General features: G+C 61.1%; 14 protein-coding genes. 12 read left to right on the forward strand and 2 right to left on the reverse strand.

The genetic code is table 11. From position 1 onward, the window contains the following. Positions 1-14: 14 nt before the first annotated feature. The 6 genes from ACFPB1_RS00695 to ACFPB1_RS00720 all read left to right on the forward strand — a co-directional run bounded on the left by ACFPB1_RS00695 (position 15) and on the right by ACFPB1_RS00720 (position 10,010). Entirely contained in the window at positions 15-1,145 is a 1,131-nt protein-coding gene (locus ACFPB1_RS00695; RefSeq protein WP_379220784.1) for a glycoside hydrolase family 88 protein, read from the forward strand. A 233-nt stretch (positions 1,146-1,378) separates the two neighbouring features. Further along, a complete protein-coding gene (locus tag ACFPB1_RS00700; protein ID WP_379220786.1) occupies positions 1,379-3,718 on the forward strand; it encodes a helix-turn-helix domain-containing protein in 2,340 nt (779 codons plus the stop codon). Between the two features lie 12 nt (positions 3,719-3,730). Then, positions 3,731-5,419 carry an extracellular solute-binding protein gene (locus ACFPB1_RS00705; RefSeq protein WP_379220788.1) on the forward strand — a complete coding sequence of 563 codons (1,689 nt, stop codon included), beginning with the start codon at positions 3,731-3,733 and terminating at the stop codon, positions 5,417-5,419. 117 nt (positions 5,420-5,536) lie between these two features. Continuing rightward, a complete protein-coding gene (locus ACFPB1_RS00710) occupies positions 5,537-6,658 on the forward strand; it encodes a VanZ family protein (protein ID WP_379220790.1) in 1,122 nt (373 codons plus the stop codon). Positions 6,659-7,102: 444 nt separating this feature from the next. After that, complete coding sequence (locus ACFPB1_RS00715) at positions 7,103-8,602, forward strand: malate:quinone oxidoreductase (RefSeq protein WP_379220792.1); 1,500 nt, start codon at positions 7,103-7,105, stop codon at positions 8,600-8,602. 235 nt (positions 8,603-8,837) lie between these two features. Next, entirely contained in the window at positions 8,838-10,010 is a 1,173-nt protein-coding gene (locus tag ACFPB1_RS00720) for a Ger(x)C family spore germination protein (RefSeq protein WP_379220795.1), read from the forward strand. A gap of 7 nt (positions 10,011-10,017) precedes the next feature. Here ACFPB1_RS00720 and ACFPB1_RS00725 read toward each other — a convergent pair whose 3' ends face one another. Further along, entirely contained in the window at positions 10,018-10,242 is a 225-nt protein-coding gene (locus ACFPB1_RS00725; protein WP_379220797.1) for a hypothetical protein, read from the reverse strand. Positions 10,243-10,368: 126 nt separating this feature from the next. Here ACFPB1_RS00725 and ACFPB1_RS00730 point away from each other — a divergent pair, with 126 nt between their 5' ends. The 6 genes from ACFPB1_RS00730 to ACFPB1_RS00755 all read left to right on the forward strand — a co-directional run bounded on the left by ACFPB1_RS00730 (position 10,369) and on the right by ACFPB1_RS00755 (position 16,937). Next, complete coding sequence (locus ACFPB1_RS00730; RefSeq protein ID WP_379220799.1) at positions 10,369-11,058, forward strand: GerAB/ArcD/ProY family transporter; 690 nt, start codon at positions 10,369-10,371, stop codon at positions 11,056-11,058. Between the two features lie 2 nt (positions 11,059-11,060). Continuing rightward, on the forward strand, positions 11,061-11,498 hold the full coding sequence (locus ACFPB1_RS00735) for a GerAB/ArcD/ProY family transporter (RefSeq protein ID WP_379220801.1): 438 nt from the start codon (positions 11,061-11,063) through the stop codon (positions 11,496-11,498). 244 nt (positions 11,499-11,742) lie between these two features. Next, the gene (locus ACFPB1_RS00740) at positions 11,743-13,815 is read left to right on the forward strand and encodes a serine hydrolase domain-containing protein (RefSeq protein ID WP_379220803.1); all 2,073 of its coding nucleotides are present in this window, start codon (positions 11,743-11,745) and stop codon (positions 13,813-13,815) included. 251 nt (positions 13,816-14,066) lie between these two features. Further along, positions 14,067-15,017: a S1C family serine protease gene (locus tag ACFPB1_RS00745; protein ID WP_379220806.1), complete on the forward strand. Its 951-nt coding sequence runs from the start codon at positions 14,067-14,069 to the stop codon at positions 15,015-15,017. 147 nt (positions 15,018-15,164) lie between these two features. After that, positions 15,165-16,121, forward strand: a complete 957-nt coding sequence (locus tag ACFPB1_RS00750; protein ID WP_379220808.1) for a D-2-hydroxyacid dehydrogenase family protein — start codon at positions 15,165-15,167, stop codon at positions 16,119-16,121. 120 nt (positions 16,122-16,241) lie between these two features. Next, the gene (locus tag ACFPB1_RS00755; protein WP_379220811.1) at positions 16,242-16,937 is read left to right on the forward strand and encodes a copper resistance CopC family protein; all 696 of its coding nucleotides are present in this window, start codon (positions 16,242-16,244) and stop codon (positions 16,935-16,937) included. A 264-nt stretch (positions 16,938-17,201) separates the two neighbouring features. Here ACFPB1_RS00755 and ACFPB1_RS00760 read toward each other — a convergent pair whose 3' ends face one another. Further along, entirely contained in the window at positions 17,202-17,801 is a 600-nt protein-coding gene (locus ACFPB1_RS00760; RefSeq protein ID WP_379221664.1) for a TetR/AcrR family transcriptional regulator, read from the reverse strand. Positions 17,802-17,992: the final 191 nt, after the last annotated feature.

The following is a 17,992-nucleotide window of genomic DNA, read 5'->3' on the forward strand; positions in this document are numbered from 1 at the left end:
GAGGCATTCGAGAGATGATCGAAACGGCAGTATGGAACGAAACCGCAAGTGCCGCCGTCTGGGCGCGGATCCTCGCCAAAGTCGACGCCATGCGGACAGTCATGGGCGACCGTTCGCCGCATGTTGCCGGCGGCGACGGCAAGTACGACAGCTTGCGGCTCGATTGGTGGACGTCCGGCTTCTGGCCGGGCATGCTGTGGCTTGCCCACGACATGAGCGGCGAGGAGCGGTTCCGGGAAGCCGCCTGGAGCTGGGATGAGCGGCTGGAGCAGATGATGCTGGAGGAGAACCGCTTCGACCACGACGTCGGCTTCCAGTTCCTGCCCACGGCGGTGTTCAAGCACGCGCTGACCGGCGACGAGGATGCGCGGCGGCGGGGATTGTTCGCCGCGAACTTCCTCGCGGGCCGCTTCAATCCGCGCGGCGGCTTCATCCGCGCCTGGAACGGCGACCGGATCGGCTGGGCGATCGCAGACACGGCGATGAACCTGTCGCTGCTGTTCTGGGCGGCGAAGGAGAGCGGGGACCCGCGCTTCGCGCATGTCGCGAAGCTGCACGCGGACACGGTGCTGCGCGAATTCATCCGGCCGGACGGCTCGGCGCATCATATCGTCCGCTTCGATCCGGAGACGGGCGAGCGGGCGGACGCCCTCGGCGGCCAAGGCGCGGCGCCGGATTCCGCCTGGAGCCGGGGCAACGCCTGGGTGCTGTACGGCATGGCCAATACATACCGGCATACCGGCGACCCGGCGTATTTGCGGGCGTCCCAGCGGGTGGCGCATTATTTCGTCGCCCACCTGCCGGAGGATGCCGTCCCGCACTGGGATTTCCGGGCGGACGGGGAGCTCGCCGGCGAGCCGCGCGACACCTCGGCCGGCGCGATCGCGGCGTCGGGGCTGCTCGAGCTCGCGGACGCGCTGCCGGAGCGGGAAGGCCGGGCTTACCGCGCGGCCGCCGAGCGCATGCTCGCGTCCCTCGACGCGCGCTACGCGACGTGGGACCGGCCGGACCATGAAGCGATTCTGACGCAGGGCACGGGCCACAAGCCGGCCGGTCAGAACGTGAACGTCTCGCTGATCTACGGCGACTATTTCTTCATGGAGGCGGTCGCGAAGCTGAACGGCTGGGCGCGGCGGATCTTCTAGGGCAGGCAGCGCTTAATGGAGCGAAGGCGCCGCAAACCGCGGCCCGAAAGGACGAACGGCGTCCTTTCGGGCTTTTTCGCGTGTCCGGACAGCCGGAGTCGGCGAATCGTTGGCGATATTGTAAATCGATTTTTCGTTTTTCTCCATTCCGTTCCGGCGGCGCGAATCGGTATAATGGAGGTCTGAACGCGTCCTTCCAGACGACCAATCCGATACTTGCGGGGGATGGGAGCTTGCCGACGATTCGCGGATTATGGCAAAAACGCAAAAGCATCGTGTTCACGTGGCTGATCTCTTACAGCGCGGTCCTGTTCGTCCCGATCGCGATCAGCCTGGTCATCTATTCGCAGGCCAGCCATGCGCTGAAGGGCGAGATTCACCGCGCCAACGATGCCCTGCTGAAGCAGATGCGCTATACGATCGACAATCAGATCGATCTGATGAAACGGCTGGACATGGAGATCACGTGGAACGACAAGCTGCAAAGCTTGATGTACTCCAGCAAGCCGGCGAAGGAAGCGCCGTTTACCGCCTACCAGCTGGCGAAAGAATTCCGTCTCTATAAGACGTCCTATGCTTCGGTCGACGAATTTTACGTCGTCTGGGATCAGGGCGGGGCCGTCCTGCGGCCGGGCAACATCCGCGACCTGCGGACCGCCTTCCGCACGCTGCACGATACGGGGGATATGACTTATGATGAATGGCAGGCAACGGTGCGCGGACCGAAAGCGAACCGGTTCGCGGTGCTTCCGCATCTCGGCGCGGGAACGTCGGACGACGCCATCGCGTACATCACGCGGCTGCCGAACGATCTGAGCGGCAAAGCGACGGGGTCGGTCGTCGTGATGGCGGACGCGTCGAGGTTCCGGGAGGCGATCGAGGGCATTTCGGATTTCGGCGAAGGGCTGCTCCTCATTCTGAACGAGGACAACGAGATTCTGCTGTCGAGCCGTCCGGACGCGCCGGAATTGCAGCCTTTCCTAGGCGGCGGACATGTCCGCCTGACGCAGGCGCGAATCGGCGATTCGGAGCTGTTTTACATGCCGTCCGCCGTGTCGGACTTGAAGTACGCGCTGATCTTCCCGAGCGCCGTCTATTGGAAGAAGGCCGAATACGTCCGCAGCTTCGCGTCCATCAGCATCCTGCTCAGCCTCATCGGGGCCGGGATCCTGACATGGTTCTTCACGCGCCGGAATTACACCCCGATCCACGAACTTATGCAATCGCTTACAGACCGCAATTCGCCGGCCGAACCGGGGGACGGCAATGAGCTCCGGTACATCCAGCGCGCCGTGCTGAACGCGAGAAGCGAGAAGGAGCGAATCGCAACGCAGCTGCAGAAGCACCAGCAGACGCTGCGCTCCAACATGATCCACCGGCTGCTAAAGGGCAGGCTCGACGCGCGCGTCCCGTACGAGGAATCGTTCCGCTCGTTCCATATGGCGCTGCCGTCGGATGAATTCGCCGTGCTGCTGTTCGTGCTGGAGAACGAAGAGAGCCTGTACGCCAAGCTGCCGGGCATAGATCTGAACGAACGGGCGCGGCTCGCGCCGTTCATTATCGGCAACGTCGTCGAAGATCTGGCGCAGCAGCGCCGGCATGCGGGCTACGTCGCCGAAGCGGACGACATGCTGGCCTGCCTCGTCTGCCTGATGCCGGACGCGCCGGACGTCCGCGGCGAGCTGATGGCGATCGCTTCCGAAGCGCAAGCCTTCCTGCGCCGGTACGACATGGAGCTCACGATCTCCGTCAGCGGGATCCATTCGTCCTGGGCCGGCATCGCGGCGGCGTACCAGGAGGCGGTCGACGCGATGGAGTACAAGATGGTGCTCGGCAAGCAGGGCATCCTCGCGTACGAGGATATTCGCGCGGCTCCGGCAGATTCGGCCGGTTTCGGCTATTACTACCCGCTGCAGACCGAGCAGCAGCTCATCAATTTCATCAAGACCGGCGACTTCGGTCAGGCATCGTCGTACATGCGCGAGATCACGGACCGCAATTTCGGCGGACGGGTCATGCCGATCACGCTGGCGCGCTGCCTGCTCTTCAACCTGGTCGGCACGATGGTCAAGGCGATCGGCGAGCTGGGCGAAGGCAGCGCGTGGGAGCAGGATCCGGGCAGGATGGACGCCGTCATCGCCAGCGACACGATCCAGGGGATGCAGGAAGAGCTGCAGGATTTGCTTCGGGACGTCTGCGCATTCGCCGCGGCGAAGCGCGCGAGCAATGCCGCGCTGGAGCGTGAAGGCTCGCTCCGCGAGCTGACGGCCGACGTGGTCCGATACATCGAAGACCATTACACGGACGCGAATCTGAACGTCAATGCGATCGGCGAACGCTTCGACCTGAAGGGCAGCTACCTCTCACGGCTGTTCAAGAACCAGACGGGCGAAGGGTTGCTCGACTGCATCCATAAGACGCGGATCGCGCAGGCCAAAGCGATGATCCGCGAGAAGCGGGATTCGATCAACGAAATCTCGCGGCTCGTCGGCTACAACGACGCCGCCACGTTCATTCGCGTGTTCAAAAAATACGAGGGCATCACGCCGGGCAAATACAAGGAAATCTACTAAGGGGGCCTTGTCATGCGAAAAAAAAGCGCACGGCTCATGGCGGCGGCCGCGGCGACGGTCGCGCTGCTGGCGCTGGTCGGCTATAGGGATAGGGAGAGCGCCGGCGTCCGGCCGGCGGACGGCAGCGCCGGCGAGCCGAAGCAGGCGGGAGGCGCGGCGGACGAAGCCGACGGCAGCGGCAGGGGCGGCGCCAACGGAGGCGAGGCTGCGATGACGTACTGGGCGGAGCTGAACGGGAACGCGGCGAGCGCCAGGCAGCGGATCCAGGACGTGCCGTTCTTCCAGGAATGGCAGCGCGAGACGGGCACGAGGCTGACCTTCATTCAGCCCCCGTCGAATCAGGCGAAGGAAGCGATCAACGTGCTGCTGGCGTCAGGGAAGCTGCCTGACATGATCGAGTACGAATGGGCGAGTTTCCCGGGCGGGCCGGAGAAAGCGATCAAGGACGGATATATTTTAAGGCTGAACGACGCGATCGACCGCTATGCCCCCAACCTGAAGGCGTACCTGCGCGGGCATCCCGATATCGACAAGCAGATTCGGACGGCGGACGGCAGCTATTATATGTTCCCGTTCGTGCAGAACGACGACCGGCTGCGTACGTACCAGGGCCCGATCCTGCGGAAGGATTGGCTGGACGAGCTCGGGCTCGGCGTGCCGGAGACGATCGACGATTGGCATACCGTGCTGAAAGCCTTCAAGGAACGGAAGGGGGTCGAAGCGCCGCTCACGTTCCTCGGCGTGCCGAATCCGCTGTATGGGATCGAAGGCGGCGGCTTCATCGGCGCGTACGGCGTTAAGAAGGGCTTTTATTTGGAGAACGGCCGCGTGAAATACGGTCCGCAGGAGCCCGGCTACAAGTCGTTCCTGACGCTGTTCCGGGATTGGTACGCCGAGGGGCTTATCGATCCGAACTTCGCCGCGGTCGACTCCGAGACGCAGGACGCGAGCATGCTGACGGGACGGAGCGGCGCGAGCATCTGGAACGCGGGGGCGGGCATCGGGACCTGGCTGCCCGTGCTGCGGCAAAACGATCCGTCGGCGGAGCTGACCGCGGCGCCGTATCCCGTGCTGCGCCGGGGCGACCGGCCGAAGTTCGGGCAGCTCGCCCCGGCCGTCGGGTCGAGCGGCGGGGTGGCGATTTCTGGCGCGAGCCCGAACGCCGAGCGGGCGGCCCGGCTGCTGGATTACGGGTACGGCCCGCAGGGCCATATGCTGTTCAACTTCGGCATCGAAGGCGTCAGCTACGAGATGAAGGACGGCTACCCGAGGTACACGGACCTCATCCTGAACAATCCCGACAAGCTGGCGCCGTCCCAGGCGCTCGCGATGTATACGCGGGCCAGCTATTTCGGGCCGTTCGTGCAGGACGTCCGTTATATGGAGCAGTATTATTCGATGCCCGAGCAGAAGGACGCGATCCGGCTCTGGGGCGCCACGGACGCGGCGGACCATGTGCTGCCGGCGACGCCGAAGACGGAGAAGGAGAACGCCGAGCTCTCGGCGATCATGCGGGACGCAGCGGCGCTGACGGACGAGGCGTCGCTCAAATTCATACTCGGCATCGAGCCGATGGACGGGTTTGACGCCTACGTCGAACAGCTGAAGTCGCTCGGCATCGAGCGGGCGATCGAGATTCAGCAGACGGCGTACGACCGTTACCGGCAGCCGGTCCGCGCCGAGCGCCCCGTATCCGATTGAAGCGGACATGTTCGCCGAACCGCGCTCAGGGTAAAATAGCACATAGGGTAAAATAGAATCATCAAAACGTTGGACTAGCGCGCTATTCGCGCCTGTACCGCATGAAAGGTGCCGGCCATGCTGACGGTTTATTGGTTTCCGATTTCCTATGCGTTTCTGAGCTTCCCGGCGGCGGCGCTGCTGTTCACGCTGCCGTTCCTGCTCGTGCAGTATCGGCGTCACGGGTACGTGAACAAGTACCGGGCGCTGCTGCTCTACTTGTTCCTGCTCTATCTGTTGAACGCGGTGTTCCTGATCCTGCTGCCGCTCCCGCCGAGCGTCCACAATTCGCCGCCGGCGGCCGGCTCGTACGCGCAGTGGATCCCGTTCCATTTCGTGCTCGACGTCCTCAAGGAAACGGGCGTCGATTGGGAACGGCCTGCAACGTACTTTCGGCTGCTGGGGGAACGAGCGGTGCTGCAGGTCGCGTTCAACGTGCTGCTGACCGTGCCGTTCGGCATGTTCCTGCGCTACTATTTCCGAACGGGCTGGCTGGCGTGCCTGCTGCTGACGCTCGGGCTCTCGCTCTTCTTCGAGGCGACGCAGGTGACGGGCATCTACGGCATCTACGATTACCCGTACCGGCTGTTCGACGTCGATGACGCGATGACCAACACGGCCGGCGGCCTGCTGGGCTTCGTGGCCGCCGAATGGCTGTCGAAGCGGCTCCCTCGCATTGACAAGCTCGACGAGCGAGTCGATCTCGCGGCGAAGCGCGTGTCGTACACGCGCCGCGGCCTGGCGTTCCTCATCGATTGGTGCGTGCTGAATCCGGTCCTGGCGGCGCTCGCGGTACTGCGCGTTCCGTTCCCGTACGTCATCGCGGTCGCGGCGTATTTCATCGTCCTGCCGTATTTGACCAACGGGCAGACGCTCGGCAAATGGTCCGTCCGCATCCGCTTGCGCGGAGCCGGAAGCCGGGTACGGCTGCGCGAGCTGCTGATCCGATACGGGCTGCTCTACGGCGCCGTCGGCGGCATTAACGCGCTGATGGCCGGCCTCGGCGCGCGGGGGGCGGGCGATTCCGTTCTCATCCTGCCGCTGCTGCTGGCCGTGTTCGCGGTCAATGCCGCGTTCGCCATTCACCTCGTGATTTGCTTGTTCAACCGGAAACGCCGGCTCTTCTACGAGCGGCGCAGCGGGACGGAACACGTCATCACGCCGAAAGCCCGCAAGGCCAGGCGGATCGAGACAGGCTGATCGAGGTTGGATAATCGAAGCGGGCTGATCGCGGTCCGGTGCGGATTCCCGCGACGGTCTTCGCGGCGGGCCGCGAAGAGGAGGGCCGCTCAAATTGCGAGCCGGCCGGTCCAACGTTCAGAAAACTGTTGGAATTGCCTAGCTGGACGAATCGGCGGCGGGCGAAAGCGCCGTCAATGAACGGATTTCCGGTCGCGCAATCGCTCTCAAAGCGTGCCGACACCCGGTCGCGGACCGCGATTCGGCGGCGATTCGTCCGTTCAACTTCGGCGCGCTTCTTGTCGTATCGCTTGCAACTATCATATAATAGTGAATAAATATTTTTTAATGTTATGGACTGGTCCGGAAAAGGCTTGCGACGCGGCGGCGCCTCGGCTTTTACGGCATTTTATGCCGGTGCGCCTGCATCCTTTTCGGCAAATTCAGCGTGTAAGGACGGTAAACATGAGTGACAGACAAACTAGTACAGACGTTATCCTGATCGGCGCCGGCATCATGAGCGCGACGCTGGGGTCGCTGCTGAAGCAGCTGGCCCCGGACTGGAACATCAAGGTGTTCGAGAAGCTGGCGAGCGCGGGCGAGGAAAGCTCCAACGAATGGAACAACGCGGGAACGGGGCATGCGGCGCTGTGCGAGCTTAACTATACCGAGGAGAAACCGGACGGCTCCGTCGACATCGCCAAGGCGATCAAGATCAACGAGCAGTTTCAAGTGTCCCGGCAGTTCTGGTCGTATCTCGTGGATCAGCAGCAGATCCGCAATCCGCAGGACTTCATCATGCCGCTGCCGCACATGAGCCTGGTGCAAGGGGAGAATAACGTCGGCTTTCTGCGCAGGCGGTATGAGGCGATGTCCGCTAATCCGCTGTTCGCGGGCATGGAATTTTCCGACGACCCGAAACAGTTAAAGAAATGGATTCCGCTCGTCATGCAGGAACGGAAATCGAACGAGCCGATCGCGGCGACGAAGATCGATAGCGGCACGGACGTCAATTTCGGCGCGCTGACGCGCATTCTGTTCGAGACGCTGCAGCGCCAAAACGTCGAAATAAAGTACAGACACATGGTCGATAATATAAACCGGCTGCGCGACGGGCGCTGGGAACTGAAGGTGCGGAATCTCGGCACGGGCGCCGTCGAGCGTCACGCGGCGAACTTCGTCTTCATCGGCGGCGGAGGCGGAAGCCTGCCGCTGCTGCAGAAATCCGGCATCCCGGAATCGAAGCGGATCGGCGGCTTCCCGGTCAGCGGCCTGTTCATGGTGTGCAACAACCCGGACATCGTCGCCCAGCATAACGCCAAAGTGTACGGCAAGGCGCCGGTGGGCGCGCCGCCGATGTCCGTGCCGCACTTGGACACGCGGTACATCGACAACAAGCGATCGCTGCTCTTCGGACCGTTCGCCGGCTTTACGCCGAAGTTCCTGAAGACCGGTTCCATGTTCGACCTGATCGGGTCCGTGAAGCCGAACAACGTCGTGACGATGCTGGCGGCGGGCGCCAAAAACATGGGCTTGACCAAGTACCTGATCCAGCAGGTCATGCTCTCGAAAGAGAAGCGCATGGAAGACCTGCGTCAGTTCGTGCCGAACGCCAAGAGCGAGGACTGGGATCTGCTCGTGGCCGGCCAACGCGTCCAGGTTATCAAGGACACGGAGAACGGCCGCGGCACGCTGCAGTTCGGCACGGAAGTCATTAATAACGCCGACGGTTCGATCGCGGCGCTGCTCGGCGCATCGCCTGGCGCTTCCACCGCGGTGTCCGTCATGCTCGAATTGATGAAGAAGTGCTTCCCGCAGGATATGAAAACGTGGGAGCCGAAAATCAAGGAAATGATTCCGTCCTACGGTCTTTCGCTCGTGAAGCATCCGGAACTGATCCAAGACATTCACGCGTCGACTTCGCGCGCGCTCGGTCTGAACCGGGAGCTGCAGCCGGCCAAATAATCCCCGTAGATTATCGTTTACCGCAGAGATGGCCTTCGTCCCGTTCACCTGGGCGGAGGCTTTTTTGGCGTTGTCCCGCAGCTTCGATCCGGACACTTTCGATTCCGAAGGCGAAGAAGGATCTGTTCGTCCGGCTGCCCTGGCGGAAGATGCGGACCCGGCCGAGTCTGGCGGACGAACGGAATCGCGTGCGCCAGTCCGATCCGAAGCCCGATCCGGACGGAGAGGGGCATCCATGAGGCGCGGCGTTCGCCTGTTGTGGCTGGCGGCGGCCTGCTGCATGACATTCGCGCTGTCCGGGTGCTGGAACAGCAGGGAATTGAACAATCTGGCCATCGTGACTGGTATGGGCATCGACCGCATGAACGGAACCGGGCAATATCTGGTCTCGTTCCAGGTCGTGAATTCGAGCAAACTCGCGGCTAACTTGGATGGCGGCGGTCCTGGCGAGCTGCCGATCATCGTCTACGCGGCGACGGAAAACTCGTTATTCGGCGCCATGCGCAAAGCCTCGCAAAAAATATCCCGCCAGCTGTTCTTCTCGCATACCCAGCTGCTCGTTATCGGAGAGGCGATGGCGCGAGGCGGGATTCAGGAACTGTTCGATTTTTTCGACCGATCGCATGAATTTCGGCTGAACATGCCGGTCATCGTCTCGAAAGATACGACGGCGCAAGCGATCCTCCGGAAAGTCACGCCGCTCGAGAAAGCCTCCGCTAGCGGGCTCAATAAGCGCTTGAAAATGACGCAGTCGGTCTGGGCGCATAATTTGACCGTGGACGTGAAGGACATCATCTCGGCGCAAAGCCGCGCGCAGGACATGGCGCTGAGCGGAATCGAGAACACGCCTGAAAAGGGGATCATGGTGTACGACGGGCTCGCGGTGTTCCGGGAAGGGAAGATGACCGGTTGGCTGAAAGGCGAGCATGCCATCGCGATCCTGATGCTGAAGAACACAATCAAAAGCACGATCTTCCAGTTGTCGTGCCCGCATTCGAAGGATAAGCTCTTTGTCGAGCTGCTCAGCGCCAAGTCGAGCCTGCAAGTCGGCATGCGCTCCGGCAAACCGGCGTTTCGCATTCGCGTCAAGGAAGAAGGGAACGTCAGCGAAGTGCACTGCCCGGTCGATCTGAATAACAAGGCGACGATGGTCAAGCTGCAGCGCGAGTGGGCGGATCGGACCAAGGCCATGCTGGAGGCGACGATCCGGACATCGATGAACGAACGTACGGATATCCTCGGCTTCGGCGAGGCGGTCAGCCGCAAATATCCGAAAGCCTGGAAGCGCATGGAGCGCGATTGGCGGGAAGCTTACGCGGACGTCGACTTCGACGTGTCGGTGGAAGCGTATCTCCGGAACACGGGCATGACGCTGAAAGCCTATATTCCTGAGGCATCGGAAACGTAAAGCGGCTTCAGCCGCGATCGATGCCGCGGCGGCGCTTGGCGGCGAACGCGTACCACAGCGGGAGGCAGATTAGGACGATCAGGAAGATGGCTTGCGCCGGCTTCAGTACGCTGAACGCCTTGCGCAGCGTCTGCAGCGCCTCTGGGATCGGAGTGCCGGACAGCAGGTCGGCCGCCACCAGGAAGGCGAGCTCGGCGGCGAACAGCAGGACATAGACAAGCACGATTTTCATAGCGGTACCTCGGCTTCGCGTCATGGGATCGATACCTTCCCAGCATTGCCGGGATCGGCCGCGCCTAATCCGACCGCCGGGCGATCGCGTCCGGACGGCATCTTCACCGATACGGGAGACATGTTTATGAGAACGGATATGCAATGCATCAGCGGGCTTCAACTCTTTTCCATGATGGTGTTGTACGTATTCGGCACCGCGCTGGTCATTCCCGTCGGATTCCAATCCGGCCAGGAAGTGTGGTTATCCATCCTGTCAGCGCTGCCCGCCGGTCTGCTCCTATACCTGATCTTCGACGGCCTGCACCGGCAATTCCCGCGGCAAATCCTGAGCGGCTACTGCCGCCATATCTTCGGCGCGCCGATCGGCTGCGCGCTTAGTCTGCTGTACGCGGTTTATTTCATGTACGTCGCCGCCCGGAACCTTCGGGAAGCGGGCGACTTGCTCATCACGTCGAGCTACGACGTCACGCCGAACTTCGTCATACAGACCGCCATGATCGTCGCCGTCATTTACGTGCTCCGCAAAGGACTCGAGGTATTCTACCGGTTGGGTCAAATCTACTTTTTTATCTTCATCCTCATCGGCGCCGTCTCCAATCTGCTGGTTTTGTTTTCCGGCTTGATCGATCTGAGGAACTTGGAGCCGTTGACCGGCGAAGGCTGGCGCAAGATCCTCTCGTCGGCGTATCCTTCGATCTTCATGTTTCCGTTCGGCGAGGTAGTCTGCTTCATGACCGTCTTCGCGCATGTGAACGGACGCGGCACCGTGAGGCGAAATGGCTTCTCGCGATGCTCATGGGCGGCTTGCTGCTGAGCATGACGCATGCTCTCGAAATCTCGGTGCTCGGCGAGAACATCTACTCGCGCTCGACGTTTCCGCTCCTCAGCACGCTCAGACTGGTCAATATCATGGACTTCATCCAACGCATGGACGCGCTGGTCCTTCTAGCGATGATCATTGGCGTGTTCTTCAAAATGACGATGTACGGCTATGCCGCGATGGCGATCGCCGCAGACGTGTTCAAGGTAAAAGAACCGCAGCGTCTGGCGTATCCCGTCTCGATCGTGATCCTCTTCGCCTCGATCTTCTCGGCATGGAGCTTCCCGGAGCACAACGAGGAGGGATTGACGGACGTCCATCTGCTGAAGCCGATATTCGACCTGACGATTCCGGTGCTGCTGCTCCTCGTCCATCTGCTTCGCCGCAAATGGAGCAAATCGTATGCCGCGCGGGTGCAAGCGGACCAACGGTAACGCACGCCTAAGGCAAAGGATCCACCGCAAGGCCGCCGACTGACCGGCGGCTTTTTTGGCGTTCCCGCGCATAGGCCGGAAGAGTAGGACTTCCAGCACTGACATAGGACTATATTAACAATATTGCCGGAATCTGGACACTTTCGGAAGATTGGCCGTACTAATGAGAGACTCTTACCAAACGCTAGCTTTCGAAGGAGGGTAGCCAAAAAAGAGGCAGCGCAAAAAGATTGAGGAGGCTCTCATGCATAACCCATTGAAACGGCTGGCATTGACAGCGCTTGCAGCTACGCTGCTCTTGCCGGGGGGCGCGATGGCCGCGGGACAGGACAGCCCGCAGGACTACGACGCCACGCGGAAAGCCGCGGCCGAGAAAGCCGCGCTGCTGACGGGGACCTATCAGACGACCAGCGTGCAGTACGCGCTGATCGACCACGGCCGCATCGTCGTATCCGGAGAATCCGGGCGCAATCACGAAAACGATCAAAAACCGCTGTCGAAGGATACGATGTACGGGATCGGCTCGACGAGCAAAATGTTCGTGACGGCGGCCGTCATGAAGCTCGTCGACGAGGGAAAGGTCGACCTGGACACGCCCGTCGTCCGCTACTTGCCGGACTTTACGATGCAGGACGAGCGGTACACCCGTATTACGCCGCGCATGCTGCTGAATCATTCGTCCGGGCTGTACGGCTCGACGTTCCCGAACGCGTTTTTGTTCGAGGACAACGATACGTACGCCCACGACCGCTTGCTGGAGGAGCTGGCCAAGCAGAAGCTGAAGGCCGACCCCGGCGCGTACTCCGTCTACAGCAACGACGGCTTCACGCTGGCTGAGCTGCTCGTCGAGCGGGTGAGCGGCACGGACTTCACCTCGTTCATTCACAAGTCCTTCACGGAGCCGCTCGGCATGGACGCGACGAAGACGCCGCAGGACCGGCTCGACCTCTCCCGGATGGCGGGATTGTATTTCCCGGCTTACAAGGGCCAGCTGCCGAACGAGACGGTCAACGTCATCGGAGCCGGCGGCATCTACTCGACGGCGGAAGACCTGGTCCGCTTCTCGCAGATGTTCACTGGGCAAACCGCAGGCATCCTCTCGGAGAAGTCGGTCGATGCCATGGATCAAGCGGAGTACAAGCTCGGCATGTGGCCGGATGACGCCGATACGTCCGTCAATTACGGGCTCGGCTGGGACAGCGTCGACCTTTTCCCGTTCGGCGAGTACGGCATCCAAGCGCTGACGAAGGGCGGCGACACGATTCTCTATCACGCCTCGCTCGTCGTGCTTCCCGAACAGAACATGGCGGCGGCCGTCCTGTCCTCAGGCGGGGCCAGCACGACGGACCAGCTGCTCGCGAACGAGATCCTGCTCAGCGCGCTGAAGGAGAAGGGCGCCATTGCGGAGCTCAAACCGGCGAAATCGTTCGACACCCCGGTCAAAGCGCCGATGCCGGAAACGCTGACGGAGCTGTCGGGCACGTACGGCGCAACGAATCAATTGCTCAAGGTCGAGGTGCGCAAGGACGGCGACCTGGCGGTCAGCGCCGTTCAGGCGCCGGGGGCGCCGGCCGAGCATTACGCCTACACGGCGGACGGCACGTTCGTCAGCGCGGACGGCAATGCGAAGGTCGCGTTCGTGAAGGAGTCGAACGGGCATACGTATGTCTGGGTGCGCGCGTACGCGTCGCTGCCCGGGCTCGGCCAAACGGCATTGTCGCAGTATTCCGCCGAGAAGCTCGAAGCGAACCCCATTCCGGGCGAGACGGCGGCGGCGTGGGAGAAGCGCGTCGGGCAGTCATATTATTTGGTCAACGAGAAGTATTCGTCGCTCGCGTACCTGCTGCAGCCCGCGGTCAAGCTCGCGCTGTTCCCGGACGCGCCGGGCTATTTGCTCGACCAGAAGATTCTCGGTCCGGACGTTTCCGCCAGCGACCTGCAAATTCCGACGATGGCGGGGCGGGACACGCAGGCGTACCGATTCTATACGGATAACGGCATCGAGTACATGACGTCCGCGGGCAGCGTGTTCGTCAGCGGTGAAGCCGTGAAGCCGATCTATGCCGGCAAACAATCGACGGCTACGATTCCGGCGAACGGTTACGCGAAGTGGTACCAGGTTCCCGAGCAAGCGGCCGGCAAGACCATGCAGGTGAAGCTGCACGCCGACGCCTCGTTCGCCGTCTACGACGCGCAAGGGACATGCGTCTACTTCAGCGCCGCCGGCGGGAAGGACGCCGTCGTCCTGCCGAAGGACGGCACCGTTGTCTTCGCCGGCGAAGCCGGAACGAAATTTGGCATCACCATCAAGCCTTAATACCGCTTCAGCTGCGCGCGGACGACCGTATCAACCGCGAACGGGCCCGCCGGGCAGTCGAAGCGCAAATCAATGAAGCTCTTGGGATGGAAATCCCGAGAGCTTTTATTGTTTGCGGCATGCCGCCGTTTTAAGCATTTTTTCAGTTTACTTTCATCTGTCTATTAGCCAGCCTTAAGGAACGCTTCAGGTTCGCGTCCTATACTTCTCGCATGGCATGACACATCAGGACAGCGAAAGGCGGTAATCGAATGAACGAGAAGATGAGAATCGAGCTGAACGCGGATGAAGCGGGCAAGACGCGGAACGTGAAAAAGGCGGGCATCGCCAATTGGCGCGCGATGTTCGCGACGTTCATGGCGGGCGCGGCCGTTGTCGGCGGATTGACGTTCGCTTCGGATAAGCTGAGTCTATTCGGGTATGGCGGCCAGTCCGCGCAAGCGGCCGTCTCCTCCGCCGGCGATTCCGCCGCGGCCGGCGTCCGCGGCGCCTCGTTAGCGGCATCGGGAACAAGCGGCATCGCGTCCATCGTGAAAACCGCGAGCCCGGCCATCGTCAAAATCGAGACCAAAGTGAACCAGGCGAACAACGGATTTTCGGGCCGAGGCGCGCTTCGGCAAGGGGCGGGCGGAGACGAGGTCGAAAGCGGGATCGGTTCCGGCTTCGTGTTCGACTCGAGCGGCTATATTTTAACCAATGAGCACGTCATCGACGGGGCGGACGACATCGAGGTCTACGTGCAGGGATACGACGCACCGTTCACGGCCACGCTGGTCGGAAGCCGGTACGACCTGGATTTGGCCGTGCTGAAAATCAAAGGAGACAAAGCCTTTCCCGCGTTGAAGCTCGGCGACTCCGACAAAATGGAGGCCGGGGACTGGGTCGTCGCGATCGGGAATCCATACGACTTCGACTACTCCGTGACGACCGGCGTCTTAAGCGCCAAAGAGCGCGAGATCAGTATCGACGACGAGCAGGGCACTCGCAGCTACAAGCACTTGCTGCAAACGGACACCGCGATTAACCCGGGCAATTCGGGCGGTCCGCTGTTGAATATGGCAGGCGAGGTCATCGGCATCAACACCGCCGTAAACGCCGAAGCGCAAGGCATCGGCTTCGCGATTCCGTCCAGTACGGTGCGATCCGTCGTCGATCAGTTGAAAGGGAGCGATACGAGCGCGAAGCAGCTGCCAACGCTGTAAGCGGCAGGCATGAGTACGAGCGATCGCGGCTGGGCCGGGCGCAGACCGGACAAGGGCGCTCCGACGGCGAAGTAAGCCGTTTGGATCTTGCTTCAAGCCAGCCCATATGCCAAGATGGGAGCATAACGGTGAGGGAGGAAGCTTCGTATGATGAAATGCGCAGTGCTGGACGATTACCAGCAGGTCGCGATGTCGATGGCGGATTGGTCGGTTGTCGCGGATCGGGTTCAGGTGGAGGTGTTCCACCGTCATTTCGACGATGAGGAGGAGCTGGCGGCCGCCATCGCGGATTGCGAGATCGTCGTGATCATGCGGGAGCGCACGCCGTTCCGGCGGTCGCTCTTCGAGCGGCTGCCCCGGCTGAAGCTTCTCGTGACGACGGGCATGCGCAACGCCTCGGTCGATCTCGCCGCCGCTTCCGAGCGCGGCATCGTCGTCTGCGGCACGCGCGGCGGCGGCGAAGGCACGACCGAGCTGACGTGGGCGCTCATCCTGGGCTTAGCGAGAAAGCTGGTGCAGGAGAACGAGTCGCTGCGCGGCGGTGGGCCGTGGCAGCAATCGATCGGCGCCGACCTGACCGGCAAGCGGCTCGGACTGCTCGGGCTCGGCCATATCGGCAGCAACGTCGCGCGGATCGGACAAGCGTTCGGCATGGAAGTCGCGGCCTGGAGCCAAAACCTGACCGCGGACAAAGCCGAGGCGGCCGGTGTGCGGCTCGCGTCTTCGAAGGACGAACTGCTGGCGAACTGCGACATCGTCTCGATTCACCTGGTGCTGGGCGACCGCACCCGCGGGCTGCTCGGTGCCCGCGAGCTCGGGCTGATGAAGCCGACCGCCTACCTGATCAACACCTCCCGCGCGCCGATCGTCGATCGGGAGGCCTTGATCGCGGCGCTGCGCGAGGGCCGGATTGCCGGCGCAGGGCTGGACGTGTTCGAGACGGAGCCGCTACCGGCGGACGATCCGTTCCGCTCGCTGCCGAACGTGCTGGCCACGCCGCATATCGGCTACGTCACCGAAGCGGCGTACCGCGGATTCTTCCGCGGCGTCGTCGCGGACATCGAGGGGTACTTGAGCGGCTCGCCGGTGAACGTGCTGGGTTAAGCTGGCAGCGCGAGGTACGTTCACGAGATGTTCATCCTTGCAGCCCGATCTCGTCATCTCAAGCGCCCGTTCCTCTGGTATACTGAGGTCGTTCATGACGGACGTTGAGGAGTGAAGAGGATGAAATTAGGCGCGGGACTCCTGCTGCTGCTTATCGCGCTGTTCGCGCTGCCGACGGCCGCGTCGGCCCATACGGAATTGAAAAGTTCCTCGCCCGCCGACGGGGAAACGGTCACGAAGGCGCCGTCGGACATTCAGCTGACGTTCGCGACGACGATCCAGCCGTTGACCGTGCTAAAGGTGACCGACGGCGAAGGCAAGGCCGTCGCGGTCAAGAGCGCCGCCGGCGAGAACGCCATCACGGGCACCTTCGAGCAGCCGCTCGAAAACGGAACATACCAGGTTGACTGGCGGATCATCGGGGAAGACGGGCATAACATCTCAGGCAGTTATGCGTTCACGGTCGCGGTGCCGGCCGGGCAGGCGTCTGCCGGCGGCGAACCTCCGGCCGCGCCGGATCAACCTTCGAACGGTCCGGACACGGCAGGTTCGACCGGGACCGGTTCGAACGACGGCACGCCAGCCGGCGCGTCCGGCCAGGACGCGAACGCGCCGCAGTCGAATGCGGCCGGTGACGGCGGCCAGGCCGAGGCCGCGGATACGGCGGCGGGGGACGTCTCGGCAGCCGATGCCTTGACGACGTTCACCGCGGACGATGGGGCCGGGAAGAGCAATCTGGGCACCGGCTGGATCATCGCGATCGGGTTCGGATGCCTGGCGATCGTCGGCGCGATGATTCGCGTTTTCAAAGTCTGAGGTAAGCGAAATGGTCCGTGCATGCTGGTACCATCCCCTGCAAGTAGACATTCAAAAAAACCTTCATGGTATCATGGAGGTTTGAGTGCCACTTGGAGGGGATATTTTTAAGGCTAAAAAGGACAGACATTCCAGACGTATTCGGAAGAATTCAAATCGAAGGCGGTCCAGGCCTATGTAGAATGAAATAACCATCGCCAATAAGCGATGGTTATTTTTTATGATCATATACAAAAACGTTGAGGAAGGAAATGAGAGAAAGTATTAAGATTTTTTCGCAATCGTATTCGTTGCCACTCCTTGCCGATCTATATGGAGGGATAAGTTTATTTCAAAAATGTCCTTTAGTTGCTTCGCCATTTCCTTCGGCGTAAAGGGCATATTGGTATTAATCCACCATTCCACTACACCGACAAAAGCCGATGTCATATATTGAATGGCCACTTCTGGCTTCGATTCACCGCGAAATCCCTCTACCTTTAGTCGCTCCTCGATTCCGCTCTTGACCATGGACACCAGTTGTTCCCTAAAGCAGATCAAACCTTTATTGCTCAGCATCGAGGAATAAAATAAATAATGCTTCTCTAGATATTGAAACAGCGGAAGCGGAGATTGTACGATATCCGAACATTGTTCCTCCGTATGCGATAAGACGCAATGGTTGACCATCTGATTCAAGTGATCCTTGATGCATTGATCAAGCAGATCGTATTTATCCGCGTAATGCAGATACAGCGTCCCCCGGTTGAGATCCGCTTTTTGCGATATATCGTTGATCGTAATTTGTTCAAAGTCTTTCTCCGCCATCAATTCGATTAACGCGTTTTGGATGGCTTGCCTGGTTTTAAGGATCCTTCTGTCCATTTTTGTCACGGGTCCACCTCAGCTCTCCGGATGAATATACAAAAACCGGCCATGTGTTAATTAGTTAACAGAAGTCAACGTTCTACCGATTGCGATAGCGAATCTTCTCTCTATAATGTAAATCAATACATGTTAATTAATCAACCAACGTTGATTATTGGTGCGCGTGACATGTAGATGACGAACGAAAC

It is taken from the genome of Paenibacillus sp. GCM10023250, from assembly GCF_042653205.1.
In the GTDB taxonomy this organism is placed as follows: Bacteria; Bacillota; Bacilli; order Paenibacillales; family Paenibacillaceae; genus Paenibacillus_Z.

What these genes read in the sequence shown, in the direction of transcription:
- ACFPB1_RS00725 (WP_379220797.1), bottom strand. Translation starts at nt 10,242, where the DNA reads ATGAAAATCGTGCTTGTCTATGTCCTGCTGTTCGCCGCCGAGCTCGCC.
- ACFPB1_RS00750 (WP_379220808.1), top strand. Translation starts at nt 15,165, where the DNA reads ATGATGAAATGCGCAGTGCTGGACGATTACCAGCAGGTCGCGATGTCG.
- ACFPB1_RS00710 (WP_379220790.1), top strand. Translation starts at nt 5,537, where the DNA reads ATGCTGACGGTTTATTGGTTTCCGATTTCCTATGCGTTTCTGAGCTTC.
- ACFPB1_RS00730 (WP_379220799.1), top strand. Translation starts at nt 10,369, where the DNA reads ATGAGAACGGATATGCAATGCATCAGCGGGCTTCAACTCTTTTCCATG.
- ACFPB1_RS00715 (WP_379220792.1), top strand. Translation starts at nt 7,103, where the DNA reads ATGAGTGACAGACAAACTAGTACAGACGTTATCCTGATCGGCGCCGGC.
- ACFPB1_RS00755 (WP_379220811.1), top strand. Translation starts at nt 16,242, where the DNA reads ATGAAATTAGGCGCGGGACTCCTGCTGCTGCTTATCGCGCTGTTCGCG.
- ACFPB1_RS00760 (WP_379221664.1), bottom strand. Translation starts at nt 17,801, where the DNA reads ATGGACAGAAGGATCCTTAAAACCAGGCAAGCCATCCAAAACGCGTTA.
- ACFPB1_RS00695 (WP_379220784.1), top strand. Translation starts at nt 15, where the DNA reads ATGATCGAAACGGCAGTATGGAACGAAACCGCAAGTGCCGCCGTCTGG.
- ACFPB1_RS00720 (WP_379220795.1), top strand. Translation starts at nt 8,838, where the DNA reads ATGAGGCGCGGCGTTCGCCTGTTGTGGCTGGCGGCGGCCTGCTGCATG.
- ACFPB1_RS00745 (WP_379220806.1), top strand. Translation starts at nt 14,067, where the DNA reads ATGAACGAGAAGATGAGAATCGAGCTGAACGCGGATGAAGCGGGCAAG.
- ACFPB1_RS00735 (WP_379220801.1), top strand. Translation starts at nt 11,061, where the DNA reads ATGACGCATGCTCTCGAAATCTCGGTGCTCGGCGAGAACATCTACTCG.
- ACFPB1_RS00705 (WP_379220788.1), top strand. Translation starts at nt 3,731, where the DNA reads ATGCGAAAAAAAAGCGCACGGCTCATGGCGGCGGCCGCGGCGACGGTC.
- ACFPB1_RS00740 (WP_379220803.1), top strand. Translation starts at nt 11,743, where the DNA reads ATGCATAACCCATTGAAACGGCTGGCATTGACAGCGCTTGCAGCTACG.